Origin of the sequence: Rhodanobacter fulvus Jip2 (genome assembly GCF_000264315.1) — a bacterium.
GTDB classification, from domain to species: Bacteria; Pseudomonadota; Gammaproteobacteria; order Xanthomonadales; family Rhodanobacteraceae; genus Rhodanobacter; species Rhodanobacter fulvus.
This window is the reverse complement of record NZ_AJXU01000044.1, coordinates 1-16,789: the sequence shown is the minus strand read 5'-3', so window position 1 is coordinate 16,789 and position 16,789 is coordinate 1. Positions and strand designations below refer to the sequence as shown.

General features: G+C 63.2%; 17 protein-coding genes. 13 read left to right on the top strand and 4 right to left on the bottom strand.

The window, feature by feature from the left end:
- Positions 1 to 46 precede the first annotated feature (46 nt).
- From UU9_RS11125 to UU9_RS11100, 6 genes are all read left to right on the top strand, one after another.
- Positions 47 to 631 carry an FMN-dependent NADH-azoreductase gene (locus UU9_RS11125; protein ID WP_007081853.1) on the top strand — a complete coding sequence of 195 codons (585 nt, stop codon included), beginning with the start codon at positions 47 to 49 and terminating at the stop codon, positions 629 to 631.
- Positions 632 to 907: 276 nt separating this feature from the next.
- A complete protein-coding gene (locus UU9_RS11120) occupies positions 908 to 1,222 on the top strand; it encodes a hypothetical protein (RefSeq protein ID WP_007081852.1) in 315 nt (104 codons plus the stop codon).
- A gap of 2 nt (positions 1,223 to 1,224) precedes the next feature.
- The gene (locus UU9_RS11115) at positions 1,225 to 1,599 is read left to right on the top strand and encodes a GntR family transcriptional regulator (RefSeq protein ID WP_007081851.1); all 375 of its coding nucleotides are present in this window, start codon (positions 1,225 to 1,227) and stop codon (positions 1,597 to 1,599) included.
- Entirely contained in the window at positions 1,596 to 2,453 is an 858-nt protein-coding gene (locus tag UU9_RS11110) for an ABC transporter ATP-binding protein (protein WP_007081850.1), read from the top strand. The genes UU9_RS11115 and UU9_RS11110 overlap by 4 nt, the downstream gene beginning before the upstream one ends.
- Positions 2,450 to 3,439: an ABC-2 transporter permease gene (locus tag UU9_RS11105; protein WP_007081849.1), complete on the top strand. Its 990-nt coding sequence runs from the start codon at positions 2,450 to 2,452 to the stop codon at positions 3,437 to 3,439. The genes UU9_RS11110 and UU9_RS11105 overlap by 4 nt, the downstream gene beginning before the upstream one ends.
- A gap of 60 nt (positions 3,440 to 3,499) precedes the next feature.
- Positions 3,500 to 4,189, top strand: coding sequence for a YggN family protein (locus UU9_RS11100; RefSeq protein ID WP_007081848.1), 690 nt, complete (start codon positions 3,500 to 3,502; stop codon positions 4,187 to 4,189).
- Between the two features lie 148 nt (positions 4,190 to 4,337).
- Here the strand turns inward: UU9_RS11100 and UU9_RS11095 are convergent, their stop codons facing one another.
- Positions 4,338 to 5,717 (bottom strand): class II fumarate hydratase, encoded by a 1,380-nt coding sequence (locus tag UU9_RS11095; RefSeq protein WP_007081847.1) that lies wholly within the window; start codon positions 5,715 to 5,717, stop codon positions 4,338 to 4,340.
- 256 nt (positions 5,718 to 5,973) lie between these two features.
- Here UU9_RS11095 and purB point away from each other — a divergent pair, with 256 nt between their 5' ends.
- The 5 genes from purB (at position 5,974) to UU9_RS11075 (ending at position 11,064) form a co-directional block, all read left to right on the top strand.
- A complete protein-coding gene (purB, locus tag UU9_RS11090; RefSeq protein ID WP_007081846.1) occupies positions 5,974 to 7,341 on the top strand; it encodes an adenylosuccinate lyase in 1,368 nt (455 codons plus the stop codon).
- A 272-nt stretch (positions 7,342 to 7,613) separates the two neighbouring features.
- Entirely contained in the window at positions 7,614 to 8,279 is a 666-nt protein-coding gene (locus tag UU9_RS17330) for a hypothetical protein (RefSeq protein ID WP_007081845.1), read from the top strand.
- Positions 8,280 to 8,366: 87 nt separating this feature from the next.
- On the top strand, positions 8,367 to 8,798 hold the full coding sequence (locus tag UU9_RS17950; protein WP_156804268.1) for a hypothetical protein: 432 nt from the start codon (positions 8,367 to 8,369) through the stop codon (positions 8,796 to 8,798).
- Between the two features lie 77 nt (positions 8,799 to 8,875).
- Positions 8,876 to 9,430, top strand: coding sequence for a hypothetical protein (locus UU9_RS17945; protein ID WP_156804267.1), 555 nt, complete (start codon positions 8,876 to 8,878; stop codon positions 9,428 to 9,430).
- Positions 9,431 to 9,891: 461 nt separating this feature from the next.
- Positions 9,892 to 11,064, top strand: coding sequence for a hypothetical protein (locus UU9_RS11075; protein ID WP_007081843.1), 1,173 nt, complete (start codon positions 9,892 to 9,894; stop codon positions 11,062 to 11,064).
- A 160-nt stretch (positions 11,065 to 11,224) separates the two neighbouring features.
- Here the strand turns inward: UU9_RS11075 and gstA are convergent, their stop codons facing one another.
- A complete protein-coding gene (gstA, locus tag UU9_RS11070) occupies positions 11,225 to 11,842 on the bottom strand; it encodes a glutathione transferase GstA (protein ID WP_007081842.1) in 618 nt (205 codons plus the stop codon).
- Between the two features lie 164 nt (positions 11,843 to 12,006).
- On the opposite strand from gstA, the gene UU9_RS11065 reads away from it, so the two are divergent.
- A complete protein-coding gene (locus UU9_RS11065; protein ID WP_040670851.1) occupies positions 12,007 to 12,399 on the top strand; it encodes a winged helix-turn-helix transcriptional regulator in 393 nt (130 codons plus the stop codon).
- Between the two features lie 43 nt (positions 12,400 to 12,442).
- Here the strand turns inward: UU9_RS11065 and cysK are convergent, their stop codons facing one another.
- Positions 12,443 to 13,381 (bottom strand): cysteine synthase A, encoded by a 939-nt coding sequence (cysK, locus tag UU9_RS11060; RefSeq protein WP_007081840.1) that lies wholly within the window; start codon positions 13,379 to 13,381, stop codon positions 12,443 to 12,445.
- 82 nt (positions 13,382 to 13,463) lie between these two features.
- Complete coding sequence (cysG, locus tag UU9_RS11055; RefSeq protein WP_202799822.1) at positions 13,464 to 14,960, bottom strand: siroheme synthase CysG; 1,497 nt, start codon at positions 14,958 to 14,960, stop codon at positions 13,464 to 13,466.
- Between the two features lie 298 nt (positions 14,961 to 15,258).
- Here cysG and UU9_RS11050 point away from each other — a divergent pair, with 298 nt between their 5' ends.
- A complete protein-coding gene (locus UU9_RS11050; RefSeq protein ID WP_007081838.1) occupies positions 15,259 to 16,257 on the top strand; it encodes a LysR substrate-binding domain-containing protein in 999 nt (332 codons plus the stop codon).
- Positions 16,258 to 16,789: the final 532 nt, after the last annotated feature.

The following is a 16,789-nucleotide window of genomic DNA, read 5'->3' as shown; positions in this document are numbered from 1 at the left end:
TCCTGATTTCGTCGCCGGTCTTCCGGCCCAAACAGGAAACCCCGCCATGAAAATCGTCCATATCGATTCCAGCGCCCTCGGCAGCTATTCGGTGTCGCGCCAGCTCACCGCCGACATCGTAGCGGAGCTGAAGCACGGCACGCCCGACGCCACCGTCAACTATCGTGACCTCGCCGCCCAGCCGCTGACCCACTGGTCGCCGGTCGCCGACGCCAATGATCCCGCTGCCGTGGCGGGGAACGCGATGCTGGAAGAGTTTCTCGCCGCCGACGTGGTGGTGATTGGCGCGCCGATGTACAACTTCGGCATTCCCAGCCAGCTCAAGGCATGGCTTGATCGCGTGCTGGTCGCCGGCAAGACCTTCCGCTACGGCGCGAACGGCCCGGAGGGCCTGGCCGGCGGCAAGCGGGTGATCGTCGCCTCCAGTCGCGGCGGCTTCTACGGCCAGGAAAGCGGACGCGCGGCCGTGGATTTCCAGGAACCCTACCTGCGTGCCGTATTCGCCTTCATCGGTGTCAGCGACATCGAAATCGTGCGGGCCGAAGGCGTGGCGGTTGGCGACGAACAGAAGTCGGCAGCGCTGAAATCGGCACAGGACGCGATCCACACGCTGGTGGCCGAAGCCGCCTGACGCGCCACACGGCGCAAGCGGCGGCGGTCCGTGCGTCGATAACAACGACCGGCCGCGGCACGCCGCTCCCCACGGCGACCGCACGCCGGAACCGCCAAGCAAAGGCCAGCCTCGCAAGCTGGCCTTTTTTGCGTGGCTGAAAGGCCGTCGCTACGGCGTTCCGGCCACCCCTGCCATCAGTCATACCTCGATTTCAGGCTCCACCCATTGACGGCTCGAAACATGGTGTTATAGTTCACTACAACACCGGTCAACGAGTTCACTGAGGAGCACGCCATGAAATCGCAAAATCTCATCGCCAGCGTCGCCGCCGCCCTGTTCACCTTCGCCTCGCTGGGCGCGGTCAACTACAACGTCGACGTCCGCCCGGTATCCGCCGCGGCAACCCAGCGGGTCGTGACCGACCTGCCCATGATCGTGGTCCACCCCACTGCCGCCGAGCGGCGCGAGGCCGCACTGATCGACAGCGGCGACTTCATCGGCGCCTCCGCCGGTCATGGCGGCGGGCCGCACCTGAGCCTGGTCAGCTCGCAATTGGCCATGCCCTACTATTCGTTCGCCAATCAATTCGGCGGCATCAGCAAGGAATAAGCATGACCATCACCTGGAACGACAACGCGCCGATCTACCGCCAGCTGCAGCAACGCGTGGTGGCGATGATCCTGGATGGCGCCTTGAACGAGGGCGACCCGTTGCCGTCGGTACGCCAGGTGGCAGCGGATTACCAGATCAACCCGCTGACCGTCTCCAAGGCCTATCAGGAACTGGTCGATCAACAATTGGTGGAAAAACGGAGGGGCTTGGGCATGTTCGTCATCGAAGGCGCTCGCGAAGCGCTGCTTAAATCCGAACGCGAGCGGTTTCTGCGCGAAGAGTGGCCCGTACTGTTCGCCCGGCTGCAGCGGCTGGGGCTGGATCTGAAGACCTTGCTGCGCGAAGCGAGCACCAACAAGGAGCAACAATCATGAGTGCGGTCATTACGGCCAGCAGGCTGGGCAAGCGGTACAAAACCTCGGTGGCGCTGGACGACGTCAGCTTCCAGATCGAGCCCGGCCGCATCGTCGGCCTGATCGGCCCCAACGGTGCGGGCAAGACCACGGCGCTGAAGGCCATCCTCGGGCTCACCGATTTCACCGGCGAGCTGAACGTGCTGGGCTACGACCCGCGCAAGCAGCGCGACAAGCTGATGGGCGATGTGTGCTTCATCGCCGACGTGGCCGTGTTGCCGCGCTGGATCAAGGTCAGCCAGGCGGTGGATTTCGTCGCCAATGTGCACCCGCGTTTCGACCGCAAGAAGTGCGAGGCCTTCCTGGCGCGCACCAAATTGCAGCCGAATCAGCGCGTGCGGCAGATGTCCAAGGGCATGATCGTGCAGCTGCATCTGGCACTGGTGATGGCCATCGACGCCCGCCTGCTGATCCTGGACGAACCCACGCTGGGGCTGGACATCCTCTATCGCAAGCAGTTCTACCAGAACCTGCTGGAGGACTACTTCGACGAGAACAAGACGATCATCGTGACGACGCACCAGGTGGAGGAAGTCGAGCACATCCTTACCGACCTGATGTTCATCCGCGACGGCAGGATCGTGCTGGATGCCGACATGGATGCGGTCGGTGAGCGCTTCATCGAGGTGATGGTCAACGCCGACCAGGCCGACGTCGCCCGGGCCTTGAAACCCATCGACGAACGCCAGGTTTTCGGCAAGAGCATTTTTCTGTTTGACGGCGCGAGCCGCGCGACGCTGGAGGGGCTGGGCGAGATCCGCCGGCCTTCCGTCAGCGACCTGTTCGTGGCGACCATGAAGGGAACCTACGCATGAACACCCAGACGTTGAAGAATCAGACATTGAACAATGTGTACTGGCTGGTGAAACGCGAATACTGGGAGCACCGTGGCGGGTTCTTCTGGGCACCGGTCATTACCGGCGGCATCTTTCTGCTGCTCAACATCATGGGCATCATCACCGCCGAGGTGCTGGGCGCCCGCAACGGCATCAACTTGGGCGCCAGTGGCGGCCTGCAGCATGTCATCGCCGACATGGATGCCGGCGACCTGAGCCAGGTCGGGTTTGCGCTGGACGTCGCGATGTACTCGGCCATGGGCCTGCTGGTGGTGGTGCTGGGTTTCGTGGTGTTCTTCTATTGCCTCGGCGCACTGTATGACGACCGCCGCGACCGCAGCATCCTGTTCTGGAAATCGCTGCCGGTCTCGGACACCAGCACCGTGCTGTCCAAGGTCATCAGCGCCACCGTGCTGGCGCCGATCATCGCCGTGGTCGTGGGCATCGTCGTGGGCATGCTGCAGTTGCTGATACTCGCGGTCACGCTGTCGTTCCACGGCGTCAACGTGTGGCAATTGCTGCTGCTGGCCCATCCGTTCCGGGTTATGTTCAACCTGATCGGCTATATCCCGCTGTATGCGTTGTGGGCGGCACCGGCGGTCGGCTGGCTGCTGATCTGCTCCGCCTGGTCGCGCAGCAAACCCTTCCTGTGGGCGGTGGCACTGCCTGTCGGCACCGGCCTGCTGGTGGCGTGGTTCGGCATCATGGGTTTGTTCAACCTGCCGACGGCATGGTTCTGGAAAAACGTGGTGCTGCGTGCCTTGCTGAGCGTATTCCCGGGCACCGGCAACCTCTTCGGCTCACACAACACCGTGGCTTTTGTCTCAAGCAACGGGACGGATGTATTGGACCTGGCGCAGACCTGGCACCTGGCAGCCACTCCCGACCTGTGGATCGGTGTAGTCGCCGGCGTGGCCCTGCTGGCCGGCGCCATCTGGTTCCGCCGCTGGCGCGACGACGCCTGAGCACGCTGACGGACGGGCCGCCCGGCCCGTCCGTCACGACCTCGACCAAGGAGCACATCCATGAAACCCTTCTCTTACCGCGCTCTCGCTCTGCTTTTGCTGCTGCCGCTGGCGGCGTGCAGCCAGGCCCCGGATTCCCAGCCCGCTTCTACCGGGCAATCGACATCGACCAGCAAGGAAGGCGAAACCGCGCCGCGCTCGCTGATCGCCAAGGGCATCGACAAGGCCATGCAGGAAGCCAAGCGCGATCTGGCCACCAAGAACATCGAACTGGATCATGTCCACTTCGGTGACGACGACAGCGACAAGCGACCGAAAGCCGAAATCACCCCGCAAGGCGATCTGCTGATCGCCGGCAAGAAGGTCGACGCCACACCGGCACAACGCGCCTTGCTGCTGGACTACCGCCAGCAGATCGTGGGCATCGCCTCGGCCGGCATGGACATCGGCACGCAAGGCGCCGACCTTGGCATGCAGGCCGCCAAGACCGCGATGCTGGGCGCGTTCAGCGGCAAGAGCGACAAGCAGATCGAGGCGGCCATCAAGCCGCAAACCGACAAGATCGAAGCCGCTGCCCACCAGCTTTGCCAACAGCACATGCCGGCCCTGCTCGCCAGTCAGCAAAAGCTGGCCGCGGCGATGCCGGCATTCCAGCCGTACGCCACGATGGAACAGAAGGACATCGACGACTGCAGCAAGGACATGACCGACCAGGATGGCAAGCACGGTTTTGCCGTGTTCTCCGATTGACGATGACGATCGGCTGGCGAGCCAAGCTCAATGCACGGCTTTGGCCCCTCCCCCTGCTTGCAGGGGGAGGCTGGGAGGGGGTGACGCTCTAGCCTCAGCCAAAGCCTACCCGCAAAAACCCGTTCGCCAGCCCCCACGACAAACAGACTCAGCCCTGAATACCGCCGCGAGTCAGCGTCATCGGATCGAGCAGCTTCTTCAGCTCATCCTTCGACAGACCGGTGGTTTCCAGCGCCACATCCATGATCGGGCGCTTTTCCTTGTAGGCCTGCTTCGCGGTGGCCGCGCCCTTCTCATAACCGATCACCGGGTTCAGCGCGGTGACCAGGATGGGATTCATTGCCAGCGCCTGGTTCACGCGTTCCTTGTTGACCTTGAAGCCGGCGATGGATTTGTCGGCCAGCAGCACGCTGACGTTGGCCAGGATGCCGATCGACTGCAGCAGGTTGTGCGCGATCAGCGGCAGCATCACGTTGAGCTGGAAGTTGCCGGACTGACCGGCGATGGTGATCGACGCGTCGTTGCCGATCACCTGCGCGGCCACCATCGCCACCGCCTCGGGAATCACCGGATTCACCTTGCCCGGCATGATTGACGAGCCCGGCTGCAGCGCGGGCAACTCGATCTCGCCCAGCCCGGCCAGCGGGCCGGAATTCATCCAGCGCAGGTCGTTGGCGATCTTCATCAGGCCAACGGCCAGCGTCTTCAACTGGCCTGACAGTTCCACTGCCGCATCCTGCGCGGCCATGCCCTCGAAATAGTTTTCCGCTGATTCGAATTTCACCCCCGTCAGCTTCTTCAACTGCTGCGCGATGGCCGGGCCGAATTTCGGGTCGGCATTGATGCCGGTGCCCACCGCGGTGCCGCCCTGCGGCAGCCGGCGCATGCGCTTCAGCGCGTCCTCGATGCGTTCGATCGCCGTGGCGATCTGCGCCGACCAGCCGGACAGCTCCTGGCCGAAGGTGATCGGCATCGCGTCCATCAGGTGGGTGCGGCCGGTTTTGGGCGTGTTGCGCAATTCGCGCGCGCGCTTGTCGATGGCCTTTTTCAGATGCTTCAGCGCCGGCAGCAACTGCTCGCTGGTGGTCAGCGCGGCGCTGACGTGGATCGCAGTGGGGATCACGTCGTTCGAACTCTGTCCGTAATTGACGTGATCGTTCGGATGCACCTTCGTACCTGCGGCTACCGCCAGATGCGCGATCACCTCGTTCGCATTCATGTTGGTGCTGGTGCCCGAGCCGGTCTGGAAGATGTCGATCGGGAACTGCGCGTCGTACTGGCCCTCGGCCACCGCCAGCGCCGCCTTGCGGATTGCCGCGGCCTGCCCCTTCTTCAAATGGCCAAGGGACAAGTTGACCTCGGCGGCGGCGGCCTTGATCAGCCCCAGCGCGCGGATGAACGGGCGCGGCAGGTGCAGGCCGGAGATCGGGAAATTGTCGATCGCGCGCTGGGTCTGCGCGCCATACAGCGCGTCGGCGGGCACCTGCAGTTCGCCCATGCTGTCGTGTTCAATGCGGTAGTCGGTCATTGGGAATCCTTGGGGAAAGGTTTATATGCAAGGGCTCATCACGCCCCCGACAACCGTTCGGGCTGAGCGTAGCGCCGCAGGCGCGAAGTCGAAGCCTCTCGCGGCCCTTCGACTTCGCCGCTGCGCGGCTACGCTCGGGGAGAACGGGGTAAGGGAAAACCGGAAACGAAACGCTCGCATCGCCTAACTATAGGCCGCCCGGCACAGCCGCGCCGTCAATGTAAAATGGCGGTTTTCCCCTCGCCGGAACCTGCCGATGTCCACTCACACCCTCACCGCCCTGTCCCCGCTGGACGGCCGCTACGCCGGCAAGGTCGAAGCGCTGCGCCCGATCTTCAGCGAGTTCGGCCTGATGCATCGGCGCGTGCAGGTGGAAATCGAATGGCTGCTGGCGCTGGCCGCCGAACCGAAGATCGCCGAACTGCCGCCGTTCGACGCCGCCCAGATCGCCACCCTGAAAGCCATCGCGGACGATTTCAGCGTCGCCGACGGCGAGCGCATCAAGGCGATCGAGGCCACCACCAACCACGACGTGAAGGCGGTCGAGTACTTCATCAAGGAAAAGATCGGCGCCGACGCCAGCCTGGCCCAAGCGAAAGAATTCGTGCACTTTGCCTGCACCAGCGAGGACATCAACAACCTCTCCTACGCGCTGATGCTGCGCGACGCGCGCGCCGAGGTATTGCTGCCGCAACTCGACACCGTCACCGCCCAGCTGCGCGACCTCGCCCACACCAACGCCGCGCTACCGCTACTCGCCCGCACCCACGGCCAGACCGCTTCGCCCACCACCATGGGCAAGGAAATCGCCAACGTGGTGGCGCGCATCGAACGCCAGCGCCGGCAACTGGCCGCGGTGGATGTGTCCGGCAAGATCAACGGCGCCGTGGGCAACTACAACGCCCACGCCATCACCTATCCCGATGTGGACTGGCAGTGCTTCTCGCAGCAGTTCGTGGAAAGCCTGGGCCTGGACTACAACGCCTACACCACCCAGATCGAGCCGCACGACAACGTCGCCGAATACTGCGACGCCGTGCGCCGCGCCAACATCATCCTGATCGACCTGGCCCGCGACATCTGGGGCTACATCTCGCTGGGCTACTTCAAGCAGACGCTGAAAGCGGGCGAAGTCGGCTCCTCCACCATGCCGCACAAGGTCAACCCGATCGACTTCGAAAACGCCGAAGGCAACTTCGGCCTCGCCAACGCTCTGCTCGGTCATTTCGCCGAGAAACTGCCCATCAGCCGCTGGCAACGCGACCTCACCGACTCCACCGTGCTGCGCGCCCTCGGCACCGCTTTTGGCCACACCCTGGTGGCGCTGGAATCGCTGAAGAAAGGCCTGGGCAAGCTCAACGTCAATGCTGACCGCATCGGCGCCGACCTCGATGCGAGCTGGGAAGTGCTGGCCGAGGCGGTGCAGACGGTGATGCGGCGCTATGGCCTGCCGCAGCCGTATGAGCAGTTGAAGGCGCTGACTCGGGGGCATGGCATTACGAAGGAATCTATGCGGGAGTTCATCGGTGAGCTGGAATTGCCGCCGGATGCGAAGCAGCGGCTGATGGAGCTTACGCCGGGGGGCTATATCGGTTTGGCGGAAACGTTGGCGAAGGACATCTGAAAACAGCACATCAAACCATGATGGTTGCGACGGAACGAACGCGGAGCAAGCAAGCCAGTCGCCCGTTGCTTCACTGCAAACGATATGGCGCCTTTTCGCAAACGTTGCGAGATTAGGCTGCTGGACTAGACGGCGCCAAGGGGAACAAGCTGTTGATTATTTTAGGTTCGCGACGCAAGGCAGGGACCTACCTACCGGGATAGGCTGCAAGGATTACACTGCATTTTGGAATCTACTTAGCGTTAGGCTTTATCGACCATCAGGAGCAGCCCTTGAAGGACAAGAGATTTTGGTTTGGGCTACTTGTCACCGTGGCGTGGCTCGGCTTCTCTGGATACATGGTTTCGATCTACGCTCACCCTAAGGAACTGGATGCTTGGGGGGATTACTTCTCCGGATTGTTTGCCCCACTGGCATTTCTCTGGCTCGTTATCGGTTACATGCAGCAAGGGGAGGAACTGAAACACAGTACGGAGGCACTTCGCCTGCAAGCCGAAGAGTTACGCAATTCTGTAGAGCAGCAGAGCCAGCTTGTGGCCGTGACCCGTGAGCAGTTTCAGAATGAGTACGAGGCGCTACAAGATGAACGAGAACTAAGGCGCGAGGCAGCAAGGCCAAGATTCGTACCACAGCACTCCGGAACCGTCGTCAGCAGTGGCGTGACAACCTATAAACTTAAGATTGTCAACATCGGCAATACTGCCACTCGCTTCCGCTTGGCCTTCGGAGACGCTATTGAGGTTCCAAAGCATCATAATTTGGCGGTTGTGGCGCGAGACGAGGTGATTGTAATCGAACTCCGTTTTGTGCTCACCGCCGTCAGTCAAGGTGTCATTCGATACATCGACGCAGACGGTCTTCCAGGCGAGGTAAAATTCGATGTCCAAGCGCCTGGAGGAAATAAATTGATTATTGGGGACGTTGTCCGCGTAGCTTGATCGCATGATGCCTAACATCTCGTTCAAGGCGGACGGCTACGCCGCCGCTTAACTCCAGCGTTAGAGCCACAAGGGAGGTCGACAGTCATGAAGATCGTCATATTCGGGTTCGTATTAGCCGCGATGAGTTTCAGTGCAGTCTCTGCTACTCCTACAAGTGCTTCTAATGCATCAAGTGATTCCGCATGGGTGGAGGTCTCAAGCACCGACACCCAGACCTACAGTGTTCGTAAAGGCTCATTTGAAATTACGCAAACAAAAGCCGGAGCACCCATTGCTGTAGTTCTCGGACAATCCACTGGTGTAAATACAAAAGCCGTTGTATATCGGAAGTGGTATGTATCGAAAGACGACTGTGTGGGCGGTCTTGGGAAGCTCGTCATACTTAGCATTAATGGTGATTACGCAGGGGAAATCGATTTCGTTTCCAAAGGCGAAAGTGCAGCTAGTAATATCGCGGACACGATCTGTAGCGTCTATCTTGAGGAGATCAAAAAGCAGCAAAGTAAAGGGATGTAGTTGTGGGCACTAACAAATCGTCCAAGGCGGACAGCAGCGCCTCCGCTTAACTCAGGCGTTAGATCTCAAGGAAAGATATGGCGCGTCCCATAGAAAAAGGCAAAAACGCCAAAAACGCGGGTCAGAGTGCACCTTTCGAAATGGATCAGGTGAAAATCCTCTCTGACCCATGTTTTGGACAGTTCCGTCGCGGCCCCTGTTTCCCTAGGTATGAACGCAAAAGCAAACAGGGTGTGGCTTACGGTACTGATGTAACTACTGGGGCGAAACGGTTAATGGCAACGCTATCGACAATGGATTTCGTCGCACTCGGATCACTATGCAGCGGCGGAATCATCACAATCTTTAACAAAGGTATCACCGGCGGCGCCAGGAACGGTGCGGCCAGGTTGGCATGGTTCCTAGTGGGTACTGCCATCGGGCTGTACGCCTATGGCGCTATCGGCGGCATGTTGTATGCGCTCAATACCGGCAACGTCGCGGCTAGCAGCAGCCGTGGCGGTAGCGTTCTGTTCCATCGTACCGAACATCCGCTGCTCTTCTGGATCACCTTTCTCGGACTCAGCTTGGCTACGGGCCTGATTGCGTGCCTATCGCTGACGTGTTTTTGGAAAGCCATCAAAAACGGCTGACAACGCTACCTCAATAGAGCTGAGCACCGAAACCGGGACGGAGGAAGTTAAGTGGGTCGCCCCCGTGAGCTTGCGACACCCCGGCCGAGGCGCGAGGAAACCATGCCCAACAGCTTGAACCGCCCCGGATTTCGTGGAGGCTGTGAAGCCTGCCCGTTTCTTGGAGTGCCGACCACATGAGGTTTTCGCCCCGGGCTTCGTCGCCGTTATGTCGATACCGCCCGCGCCAGGACACCTTCCCCGCTACGCATGTACCATCCGCTGCGGGGAACGTAAATCATGGGCCGGGCACCGGGGATGGGGCGCCGACACACCGTATCAGCAGCTTTGCCGAAGCCTGATGGATCGCATCCGGGCTACGGTACTTCAGCGGGCTCCGCCCAGGATCCCGCCGCCATGAAAAGCGCACCGCCGTGGTGGCCGGGCGCTAGCGACCTGCACGCGGAGAGGGGGGACTTTCCATGAACAAGGCATGGGTATCAGGAATCACACTGGCGGTTTTGCTGTTGGCGTGTTCGCCACGTGTCAGCGCGCTGCAGAAGACGTGGCTTGACCTGGCGGAGGATCAAGCGCGGATGAACGACGGTCCCGGTTTGGTTTCCGACGTCATCGATTATGTTTCCCTGCGCACCACGATGCAGCATGAGCCGGATATTTTGCGGGCCCGGATCGCGGCCTGCGGGTCGTGCAAGGAGCGCGGAGAGCTGCAGCGCCAACTGGCTATCGCCGAGCGCAACAAGCAATCGCTTGAGTCGATCGAATCTATGGTGGGCAAGGCTTATGGCATGGATCCGTGGCAGGCCTGGAAGCTGGGGATAAAGATCCGTCCCGATCAGGTCGAGAAACTTCCACCGCTTTGCGTCGCGTTGTTCGACCGTGCCTTTGATTGCAAGGTCGACCATGACAACAGATCCGCCGGTGAATTCGGCGGCGTCTGCCATGCCGAGGACCGTCTTTACCAGTTATGCAGCGCCGGTGAGGCCAAGCCTTTTTATGATTACGCGGCCTTGCTCAACAAGAAGGCGCGCGGGGAGTTGGCTGTCGAAAGCCCCGACAACGCCAATTTCCTTTATCACAACGTGCCGCCCGGCATGGCGTTTCCCGTGCAGCCGGTCAGCCAACCGCTGTACACCGTCTATACCGACCGCAACCAGCCGGGCACGCTGAGGGGGCTGATGATCAGCGGCATGGCCATGATGGGGCCGGACATCGAGTTGTCACAGGCCGATGCATTCCGCCAGCCATGGCGAGGCATCATCCACGAAGACAACGTGGCGGTGTCCAAGACTGCGCGCCTGATCGAATGCAGCTACCTGTTGCCGGACACCACGCAGGTACACCGGTTCAAATTCTGGTATCGCCAGCGGCCAGCCGGCGCCGAGCCGGCCCGCTTGTCCTCACGCATGGCGAAGCACCCGCTGTTGCGCGTGGGCGCGCCTGTCAATCAATGCCCGATCCGCATCGAGCAGGCTCTGGCCCTGGCGCCAACCCGGACCAAAAAAGAGCTTGAGGTCTTCTACGGCGACATGCTGAAACAACCCGGCGACCATGAAGCGGCACCCGTGGTGTCGCCCGAAGAAGCCAATCGCCGCCGGGATGCAGCCAACGAAAGGGCCAGACTCCGCGGCCGCTGAAGGTTTTCGTTCAAAAAAGGGGCAGGTTCATTTGCTCCTTAATAGAAATTTTGCACCAGACTGAACCCGGCTTTATTCACGGTTGCTCATGGGGCAATCCAAGAAACGCAAACGGCCGGCACCTCACAGCGCCGGCCGTTCGCATTCAAGCAGCGGTCAATCAAGCAGCCGCCTTGATCAACCCCTCTTCCAGCATCGCCTTCTGCACCGCCGGTCGCTGCGCCACGGTCTTCTGGAAGACCAGCAACGCCGGGAACGCCGACAGATCCACATCGACGTAGGCGGCCCAGGCGGTGATCGTGAACAGGTACGCGTCGGCGGCGGTGAAGTGGTCGCCCAGCAGCCAGGGCTGTTTGGCCAGCACGTCCTCGATCAGCTGGTAGCGCTTGAGCAGGTAGGCCTTGCGGCCGGCGCGGACGTCTTCCGACGTGTCGGGATTGAACAGCGGGCTGTAGGTCTTGTGCAGTTCGGTGTTGATGAAGCCCAGCATTTCCTGCAGCCGGTAGCGCAGCAGGGTGCCGTTGGCCGGGGCCAGGCCGCTTTCGGGCTTCAGGTCGGCCAGGTATTGCACGATGGCGGGGCCTTCGGTCAGCACTTCGCCGTTGTCCAGCTGCAGGGTCGGTACGTAGCCTTTCGGGTTGATCTTCGCGAAATCCTGGCCGCTTTCGGTGAGCTTGGTCTTGATGTCGACCCTTTCCAGCTGTACCGGGATGCCGGCTTCGAGCGCCACGATATGGGGTGACAGGGAACAGGCGCCGGGGAAGTAGAAGAGTTTCATCGTTGCTCCATGATGGTGGGGGACGCGGCATGCGCGAGAGACTGTCGCGCGAATCGCAGCGACGCGGAGCATGCTAACCACCATGGTTACTGATGGATACTAATCAGGCGCCGATACGGCGAAAATGCGGTATCCCCCCGGTTACCTGACTTCGTGGAGAACGCATGGGTCTGTCAGTACGCAAGAACAAAGTCGCGGTGCCGCCTACCTGCCCGCTAAGCGAGTGCATGGCGATGTTGCGCGGCGCCTGGGCGCCCAACGTGATCTGGTACCTGAGCGGCGGGCCGCGTCGTTTCGGTGAGCTGCGCCACGACATTCCGCCCATCTCCGCGCGCGTCCTGAGTGCGCGGTTACGCGAGCTGCAATCCCTGGGGCTGGTGAAGCGGCGGGCCCTGGACAGCTCGCCGCCATCGGCCGAGTACGCGCTTACCGAGCTGGGCCGCGAACTGTTGCCGGCCATCCAGGCGTTGGCTGGCGTGGGCGAGAAGCTGATGGCGAGACGGGGTGAGCGGACGCGGGCGCCGTCCCCCGGGCCCGCCTGCACGCTGCACGATTGAATGGAAGCGGCGGCCGATTGCACGAACCGGCCTGCCGCCATGCTCAGACTTCGTCCGAACCTTCGTTGACGCCTTCGAACAGGAAGGTCGACAGGTAGCGCTCGCCGGTGTCGGGCAGCATCGCCAGCAGCACGGAACCTTCCGGCGCGGTCTGCGCCACCTGCAGCGCAGCTGCCAGCGTGGCGCCGGAGGAAAGGCCGGCGAAGATGCCTTCCTTCTGCGCCAGCACGCGCGCGGTGTCGCGGGCCACCACGTCGTCCACGGTCACCAGCTGGTCGACCACCTGGCCGTTGAGCACGGCGGGCAGGAAGTCCGGCGTCCAACCCTGGATCTTGTGCGAGGCCCATTCGTTGCCACCCAGCAGCGAGGCCGCGGCGGGCTCGGCACCGACTACCTTGACCTCCGGGCGCGCCACCTTGAGCACCTCGCCCACGCCGGTAAGCGTACCGCCGGTGCCCCAGCCGCTGACGAAATAGTTGAAGCGGCGACCAGCGAAGTCGCTGATGATTTCAGCGGCCGTGGTCTGGCGGTGGTAGGCCGGATTGGCCGGGTTGTCGAACTGGTTGGCAAGGAACCAGCCGTGCTTGTCGGCCAACTCCTGCGCCTTCGCCGATGCACCGCTGCCACGCAGCGCCGCCGGAGTGAGCAGCACCTTGCCACCATAGGCGCGGATCAGCTTGCGCCGCTCGATGGAGAAGGAGTCCGGCAACACTGCCACGAAGGGATAGCCACGGGCCGCACACACGGCAGCCAGCGCCACACCGGTGTTGCCCGAGGTGGACTCCACCACGGTCTGGCCAGGTTTCAGCACGCCGCGCTGCTCGGCGTCGAGGATGATGGCCAGCGCCAGGCGGTCTTTCACCGAACCGGCCGGGTTGAACGCTTCGACCTTCACGTAGATATCCACGTGGGCCGGCGCCAGACGCTGCAGCTTCACGATGGGCGTGCGGCCGATGGTGTCGAGGATGCTGTTGTAGATCATGGAAACGCTCCGTGGGTAAAGAAAAGCGCGCTGCCGGAATCTCGGCAACGCGCAGCATGAAAAAACCGCGGTGACGCGGAGGTTACGCGCGATGGATGGCGCGCAAGGTCTCCACCGCGGCGCGCGACGTGGGGCGCGGCACGGGCCGGGACGGTGGCGCGGGCTCGATGGCGGCCGGCGACCCCAGCGGCTCGGCACCGAACCAGGCCAGCCGATGGCTGAGCGAGGCCACCTCGCCCAGGATCAGCAGCGCTGGCGAGCGCACATCGTGGCGACGCGCCTGTGCCGACAGGTCGGCCAGCGTGCCGGTCACCACGCGCTGGTCCGCACGCGAACCGTTCTCGACCAGCGCGAACGGCGTTTCCGCCGCCCGACCATGCGCAAGCAGTTGCGCCTGCACCGTTTCCAGCCCGGCCACGCCCATGTAGACCGCCAGCGTCTGCCGTTCCTGCGCCAGCGCGGGCCAGTCCAGCGTGTCCATCGATGAGCGGCAATGCGCGGTGACCAGGCGCACCGACTGCGCATGGTCGCGATGGGTCAGCGGCACGCCGGCGTAGGCGGCGCAGGCCAGCGCGGCGGTGATGCCGGGCACCACTTCGAAGGCGATGCCATGCTCGTGCAGGAATTCCAGCTCCTCGCCGCCGCGACCGAACACGAACGGGTCACCCCCTTTCAGGCGCACCACGCGCTTGCCGGCGCGCGCATGTTCCAGCATCAGCGCATGGATGCCGTCCTGGGTGGTGTGGTGGTTGCCGGCCTGCTTGCCCACCTCGATGCGATCGGCGTCGCGGCGGGCCAGTTCCAGTATGTCGGGGCTGACCAGCCGGTCGTGCAGGATCACGTCGGCTTCGTTCAACGCGCGCAGCGCACGCAGGGTCAGCAGGCCGGGATCGCCGGGACCCGCGCCCACCAGCACCACCGAGCCGACGGCGCCCGCGCGGGGTGCGGCGAGTTCCCGTTCGGCCGCAGCGGTGGCTGCCTCGGGCTGGTTGCGGCGAAGCAGGTCCGCGACCGGACCGGTCAGCAGCTTTTGATAGAACTGACGGCGCAGGGCGAGGTCCGGATAACGCCGGCGGATGCGTTTGCGCAGGCGCGCGGCCAGTGCGGCCAGCGGCCCGATCGAATGGTCGATCAGCGTTTCCAGCCGCTCGCGCAGCAACCGGCCCAGCATCGGCGCCTCGCCACTGCTGGATATGGCCACGATCACCGGCGAGCGGTCGATCACCGCCGGCACGTGGAAACTGGACAGCTGCGCGTCGTCCACCACATTGACGAAAATGCGCTGCAAGGTGGCCAGCTCGGCGACCTGGGCGTTCAGCGCCTGATCGGAGGTGGCGGCCACCACCAGCCACACGTGGTCGATCCAGCCAGACTCGAACACGCCCGCGCGATGCGCGATGCGGCCTTTCCTGACCAGGCTTTCCAGCTGCGGTGTCAGCAATGGCGCGCCTACCGTCACCTGCGCCTTGGCCGCCAGCAGCGCCGCCACCTTGCGCTCGGCCACGGCACCACCGCCCACAACCAGTACGGCGCGGCGGGAAAGATCGGCGAAAAGCGGATACAGCTTCATGGCTTGCACGGCATCGGCGCCACGGCGGCGCGGCACTGCAACGCTACCGATGACGCCATCGTTGTGGAAATGACTTGTGATGCCGTTGATATACCTCAAGGTTATGAGCCATGGCGTGATGTAGAATGCCAGGCACGTTTGGGCGTATAGACGTCCGAATTGCCATAGAATGGAGCCGCTACCGGCCGTTGGGGTACAGGCATCCCGCATGAGCCGGCATGCCATGTGGAATGGCCTGCCACGCGAAGCAGCCGCATCACGCTCTTCTACCCCTACACTCTCACCGGCATACCTGCGAACCGACGCCATGACCCTGACCCAACTGCGCTACCTCATCGCCATCGCCGATTGCGGACTCAATATCACCGCGGCCGCCGAACGCGTGCACGCCACGCAACCGGGCGTCAGCAAGCAGTTGAAGCAACTGGAGGACGAACTCGGCCTGCAGTTGTTCACACGCAAGGGCAAGAGCCTCGATGGCGTGACCGATGCGGGCGCCCGTGTGCTCGAGCGCGCCCGCGTGATCCTGGCCGAAGCGGTCAACATCCGTTCCATCGCCGCCAACCTGCGCAACGAGGAACACGGCGAGCTTCGCATCGCCACCACGCACACCCAGGCCCGCTTTGCGCTGCCGCCGTCGATCGCGGCACTGAGCCGACGCTACCCACAGGTCAGCGTGCATCTGCAGCCCAGCGGCGACGCGGAAGTACTGGCCTTGCTGGAGGGTGGCCGCGTCGACCTGGCCGTGGTCAGCACCTCGGGTGCGGCGCCGGCCAGCGGCATTGCCCTGCCCGCGTACCGCTGGAACCGCGTGGTGCTGATGCCGCATACGCACCCACTGGCCTCGCTCAAGCGCGCGCCGACCCTGGCCGAACTGGCCGATTTGCCGCTGGTCAGCTACGACTCGTCGGTAAAGCCCGAATCCTCGCTGCGGCGTGCGTTTGCCGCGGCGGGGCTGGTGCCGCAGATAGCCATGACCGCCGCCGATGCGGACCTGATCAAGACCTACGTGCGCGCCGGCATGGGCATTGGCGTACTGGCGGAAATGGCCATGTTGCCAAGCGATGGCGACGACTTGCGCACGATCACCGCCGATGCGCTGTTCCCGACCTGCACCACCTGGATCCTGTTGCGCCGTGACAGCGTGCTGCGTGATTACACCCTGGACTGGATCGTGCAGTTCGCGCCACACCTCAACCGCGCCGACGTGCGCAGCACGGTGACCAACGGCACGCCGCATCCGGCGACCGTGGTTCCGCATTGGCGCCAGAACGTGGCACGGGCACGGAAAGCCAGCGTGGAGTGAGAGGTCTCGGCTTTTCGCTTCCCCCGCATCGCGGGGGAAGCTGCCCGGAGGGGGCGCTTGTCGTTCGGCGCCAGCCAAGCAAGAGCGCCCCCATCCGCCTTCGGCACCTTCCCCCGCAAGCGGGGGAAGGAAGGCGTGGGGTTTCGGCTCAAGACGTGGGCCACGGCCTTCGCTTCCCCCGCATCGCGGGGGAAGCTGCCCGGAGGGCTGAAGGGGGTGCTTTTCGTTCGGCGCCAGCCAAGCCAAGAGCGCCCCCTTCCGCCTTCGGCACCTTCCCCCGCAAGCGGGAGAAGGAAGGCGTGGGGGTTCGGTTTAAGGCGTGAGGCTACGGCCTTCGCTTCCCCCGCATCGCGGGGGAAGCTGCCCGCAGGGCTGAAGGGGGCGCTTTTCGTTCGGCGCCAGCCAAGCCAAGAGCGCCCTCTTCCGCCTTCGGCACCTTCCCCCGCAAGCGGGGGAAGGAAGGCGTGGGGTTTCGGTTTAAGGCGTGGGCTACGGCCTTTGCTTCCCCCGCATTGCGGGGGAAGCTGCCCGG

Bases quoted from the DNA above. Each gene is read 5' to 3' on its own strand.
- UU9_RS11125 (WP_007081853.1), top strand. From the start codon at position 47: ATGAAAATCGTCCATATCGATTCCAGCGCCCTCGGCAGCTATTCGGTG.
- UU9_RS11120 (WP_007081852.1), top strand. From the start codon at position 908: ATGAAATCGCAAAATCTCATCGCCAGCGTCGCCGCCGCCCTGTTCACC.
- UU9_RS11115 (WP_007081851.1), top strand. From the start codon at position 1,225: ATGACCATCACCTGGAACGACAACGCGCCGATCTACCGCCAGCTGCAG.
- UU9_RS11110 (WP_007081850.1), top strand. From the start codon at position 1,596: ATGAGTGCGGTCATTACGGCCAGCAGGCTGGGCAAGCGGTACAAAACC.
- UU9_RS11105 (WP_007081849.1), top strand. From the start codon at position 2,450: ATGAACACCCAGACGTTGAAGAATCAGACATTGAACAATGTGTACTGG.
- UU9_RS11100 (WP_007081848.1), top strand. From the start codon at position 3,500: ATGAAACCCTTCTCTTACCGCGCTCTCGCTCTGCTTTTGCTGCTGCCG.
- UU9_RS11095 (WP_007081847.1), bottom strand. From the start codon at position 5,717: ATGACCGACTACCGCATTGAACACGACAGCATGGGCGAACTGCAGGTG.
- purB (WP_007081846.1), top strand. From the start codon at position 5,974: ATGTCCACTCACACCCTCACCGCCCTGTCCCCGCTGGACGGCCGCTAC.
- UU9_RS17950 (WP_156804268.1), top strand. From the start codon at position 8,367: ATGAAGATCGTCATATTCGGGTTCGTATTAGCCGCGATGAGTTTCAGT.
- UU9_RS17945 (WP_156804267.1), top strand. From the start codon at position 8,876: ATGGCGCGTCCCATAGAAAAAGGCAAAAACGCCAAAAACGCGGGTCAG.
- UU9_RS11075 (WP_007081843.1), top strand. From the start codon at position 9,892: ATGAACAAGGCATGGGTATCAGGAATCACACTGGCGGTTTTGCTGTTG.
- gstA (WP_007081842.1), bottom strand. From the start codon at position 11,842: ATGAAACTCTTCTACTTCCCCGGCGCCTGTTCCCTGTCACCCCATATC.
- UU9_RS11065 (WP_040670851.1), top strand. From the start codon at position 12,007: ATGGGTCTGTCAGTACGCAAGAACAAAGTCGCGGTGCCGCCTACCTGC.
- cysK (WP_007081840.1), bottom strand. From the start codon at position 13,381: ATGATCTACAACAGCATCCTCGACACCATCGGCCGCACGCCCATCGTG.
- UU9_RS11050 (WP_007081838.1), top strand. From the start codon at position 15,259: ATGACCCTGACCCAACTGCGCTACCTCATCGCCATCGCCGATTGCGGA.